Source organism: Klebsiella sp. K5-306, from assembly GCF_051835185.1.
GTDB lineage: Bacteria > Pseudomonadota > Gammaproteobacteria > Enterobacterales > Enterobacteriaceae > Klebsiella > Klebsiella oxytoca.
The window spans coordinates 1-4,020 of the sequence record NZ_JAIFJY010000045.1; the positions used below are offsets into that span (position 1 = coordinate 1).

The 4,020-nt window shown below is 50.0% G+C and carries 2 protein-coding genes and 3 pseudogenes; 2 read left to right on the forward strand and 3 right to left on the reverse strand.

The features are described from left to right. A pseudogene (locus K2184_RS28795) lies at positions 1-75 on the forward strand (IS6 family transposase); the annotation flags it as partial. A 9-nt stretch (positions 76-84) separates the two neighbouring features. Further along, complete coding sequence (locus tag K2184_RS28800) at positions 85-783, forward strand: SDR family oxidoreductase (protein WP_254893718.1); 699 nt, start codon at positions 85-87, stop codon at positions 781-783. 91 nt (positions 784-874) lie between these two features. Here K2184_RS28800 and K2184_RS28805 read toward each other — a convergent pair whose 3' ends face one another. From K2184_RS28805 to K2184_RS28815, 3 genes and pseudogenes are all read right to left on the reverse strand, one after another. Then, positions 875-1,519: a quinolone resistance pentapeptide repeat protein QnrB1 gene (locus K2184_RS28805; RefSeq protein WP_014386481.1), complete on the reverse strand. Its 645-nt coding sequence runs from the start codon at positions 1,517-1,519 to the stop codon at positions 875-877. Between the two features lie 93 nt (positions 1,520-1,612). After that, positions 1,613-2,014, reverse strand: a pseudogene (locus K2184_RS28810) (helix-turn-helix domain-containing protein); the annotation flags it as partial. 75 nt (positions 2,015-2,089) lie between these two features. Beyond that, positions 2,090-3,892, reverse strand: a pseudogene (locus tag K2184_RS28815) (Tn3-like element IS3000 family transposase); the annotation flags it as partial. Between the last annotated feature and the right edge of the window lie 128 nt (positions 3,893-4,020).

Sequence of the window (4,020 nt, forward strand, 5' to 3'; positions counted from 1 at the left end):
GGCCAGGCCTCAGCATTTTATTATGGTGATCCCCTGGGCGAAATGCGCCTGGTAAGCAGAGTTTTTGAAATGTAAGGCCTTTGAATAAGACAAAAGGCTGCCTCATCGCTAACTTTGCAACAGTGCCCGATTAACTATTTACCTGAAGAAGAAGACGATGCGCGTGAAGTGGTCGATCTGATAAAAAAAGCAGGCAGAAATGTTTTGGCCATCCCCGGAGATATCCGTGATGAGGCTTTTTGCGGTCATCTGGTAACACAGGCGGTAAAAGGACTGGGAGGGTTGGATATCCTCGTCAATAATGCGGGTCGTCAGCAATTTTGTGAGTCAATTGAGGAACTCACCACAGAAGACTTCGACGCAACATTCAAAACCAATGTTTACGCTATGTTTTGGATCACCAAAGCGGCCATACCCCATCTTTCACCAGACAGCGTGATAATTAATACCTCCTCCGTACAGGCTTATGAGCCAAGTGAAATCTTGCTTGATTATGCTCAGACTAAAGCAGCTATCGTGGCATTTACTAAATCGCTGGCGAAACAGCTGGCCCCGAAAGGGATCCGTGTCAATGCCGTCGCGCCGGGTCCATACTGGACTGTACTGCAGTGCTGTGGTGGTCAACCGCAGGAAAAGGTGGAGAAATTTGGGGCAAATGCGCCGCTGGGACGCCCTGGTCAACCGGTGGAAATCGCGCCGCTTTATGTCACCCTGGCCGCTCGGGAGAACAGCTATACGTCTGGTCAGGTCTGGTGTTCTGATGGGGGGACCGGAACCCTCTAACGTTTACGATCTGTGCGTCGAAAGTGACTTTTAAGGCAAGGGCGGACACTATTGTATAAGGGCGGGAGCGGTACTTACCGCTCCGTGAATGCTAACCAATCACCGCGATGCCAAGTCGCTCCATGAGCAACGATGCCTGGTAGTTGTCCAACTTAACGCCTTGTAAATCAACGCCCCGAATATCTAAGTCACCCAACTCCGAATTGGTCAGATCGCAATGTGTGAAGTTTGCTGCTCGCCAGTCGAAAGTCGAAAACTCGCCGCCGGAGAGATCTGAACCACTGAACGTCGCGCCCAGTACCTGGGCACCTATCCAACGGTTTTCCCACAGCTCACACTTTTCCAACACGACTTTCGAAAAATTGGCGTAGCTTAGATTGGTATTCGTGATATATGCGCTACAAAACCAGGTGCGCGTGGTGATCATATTCATAAAGCTTGCGCCGCGGAAATCTGCGCCTTGTGCGCGGCAGTGGCGAATTTCAATGCCCAGCGCACTGGAATTGCGAAAATCCGCCATGGATAAATCACAGCTTTTAAAAATGGCATCTTTCAGCATCGCACGACTAAAATTGCACCCTTTCTGGCTTTCACGATCATAGAACTGACAGCCGATAAATTCAGTGCCGCTCAGGTCGGCACCTGAAAAATCACAGTTAAAAAATGTACTATTTTCAATTTTCTCACCGGTGAAACGGTTTCTGTCAATTTTTTCGCCAACGAGTGCCAGAGCCATATTTGTACCTGTTTTTTATACAGTAATGGCGTCATGGTAAACCCTGATGAGGTTATGCGTCAAATCCGCCAATATGACATCTGCAAATGTGCGTTAAATCTGGTGTTTTTTCAGCAAAGCGCGAAGCTGATGGTAAGTCAGACCCAGTAATTCAGCGGCTTTTTTCTGGTTAAATTTTGCCTGCTGTAAGCTGGTTTGTAGAAAGTCTTTCTCTTGCTGCTGCTGGAATTCACGCAGATCCAGCGGTAACCCTACAGACATCGGTTTAGTTTCCGGCGCCTGCGGCTGAGTAGTGTGGCGGCGGAAGGGGTCAATGATTATCTCATCCAGCGGGTAATCACTGGTTCCATGCCGGTAAACGGATCGCTCCACGACGTTTTTCAGTTCACGAATATTGCCCGGCCAACGGTAGTGGAGGAGAGTTTCTCTGGCCTCGGCACTAAAACCCGGAAACAGAGGTAATCCGATCTCGCGGCACATCTGAATGGCAAAATGGGGTTCTAGGGATTTTCCGTCCAAAAACGACAAAGTGCTCTGGAGGCCGCGCCGTCCGTGGCCTCCAGAGGGGTATTACTTTTCGCTGACGGGTAAATATCCCTCGATTGAGCGCATAAGCTCCTCCAGATCTGGCAATTTTTCGCTCAATTCGAAGTGGTAAGTCCCCTTGAGGTTAATGTTGTGCCAGGCCACAGGGGATGCCTGTTTGACGATATCTATTCTCTTGGTATCTCCTTGGTATTCGAAGCTGGTCAACAGCTGGCTGAGTATCCTGGAGTTGAAGTAAACGATGGCATTGGTGACCAGGCGAGCGCACTCATTCCATAGCTGGATTTCTTCGTCTGAACTGCCCCGGAACTGATCCCCATTGACGCTGCTCACGGCCCGACGCAGTTGGTGATAGGCCTCTCCCCGGTTCAGCGCGCGCTGAACATAGTTTCTTAAACTGGCATCATCGATGTAGCACAGTAGATAATTCGCTTTCACCAGGCGATTGTATTCCGTCAGGGCTTCCAGCAGCGGGTGATTGCGCTTGTACTCCGAGAGCTTTCTCACCAAGGTGGCTTGCGTTGTTTTCCGCTGCTTAAGTGATACTGCAATCCGTTGGATGGTATCCCAGTGCTGCGCAATACGATGGGTATTGATTGGCTTTTTTAAGCACAGCTGAATTCGGTGTTCTTTGTCTTCCTTGACATCAAACATGTCATTGATCACTTTGCCAACCTGGGCATAGCGTGGGGCAAACTGGTATCCGAACAGATCCAGTAACGCGAAGTTCACATGGTTCACCCCATGGGTATCGGTTGAGAGCACATCCGGAATGATGTCTGACGTATTGCTCATCAACAAATCAAAGATGTAGTGCGATTCATGTTCGTTGGCGCCGATCACTCTGGCGTTGATCGCAGCGTGATTGGCGATCAAGGTCATGGCAGAAACACCTTTTTGAGTGCCAAAGTACTTCGACGAATAACGGGTTTTGAAGGTCTCGCGCCGGGCTTCGAACTTTTGACCATCGGCACTGGCGTGGATCACATCTTCCTGGATGTTGTAGTACCGGAAGATGGGTAGCTTGGCTGTCGCGTTATTGATGTTGTCGTTAGCAGCATTCAATGTTTCCAGGCGAAGATAGTTCGCCTGGATAGTGCTGAGCTGATCATAGGTACGATCAGAGATCTGTGCCATGCCGTAAATGCCTTGATTGGTTGCATTGCCGACCAGAATTGCCAACAGGTCATATTCATGGGAACGGCTTCTGGATTGGGAACCCAGCACATGAGCGAAGCAGTCAATGAAACCGGTGTCACGATCAACCATGCGCAGTACATCCGCAATCCCCGTTGTGGGAATTTGCTGGAAGAAGGGATTGTTGACCAGATGATGTTTGCTGGCCGAAGGCAGGCGCCAGAAGCGTTTACCCTGCGGATTACGCAAGATGATATTCCGGTTGTCTTCCTGTTCAAGATATTCGCCGACTTCGTACAAACGGGTATCCAATTCCATGGCCATCTGTTTGATCAGCTTTTCAGGCTCCTCCGCTAATTTTGTAAAATGGCTCTGTTGAAGCAGCGTATATTTGTTTTTTCGCCAATGTTCCCCGTCGATCAGGTCGGCGTCGAGTGCCCGGTATTTAGTGATATCAGGCAGCGTCAGCTGGCCATTCAGGCGATCAGGAATCTGTTGATAGAGGAACCACTCATAACGATCGATCAGGATATTCCCTTCACCATCCAGCAGGAATTCACGTGATTTTTTGGAAAGGAGTCTGGTGTCGGCAGTTTGCAACTGAGCGTCCTGGCCGTTGAGTTCGTTTTGTGTTTTCGCCAAGGCGGCCGCTAAGTGCTGGGTGCCGTCGCAGCCTTCGAAGCGCAGACATGGGGTCGGTTCCGGCTGAGGGCGAAATGACACCCTAAGCTTTCGGTTCCTTGGGCCAAAGATATTCGCCAGTCAGTAGAATGTGCGCCCAGCCCAATGGGGATATGTGGGGAAGAAATTCAGGGGGA

Coding starts and splice junctions, on each gene's coding strand:
- K2184_RS28805 (WP_014386481.1), bottom strand. CDS start 1,519: ATGGCTCTGGCACTCGTTGGCGAAAAAATTGACAGAAACCGTTTCACC.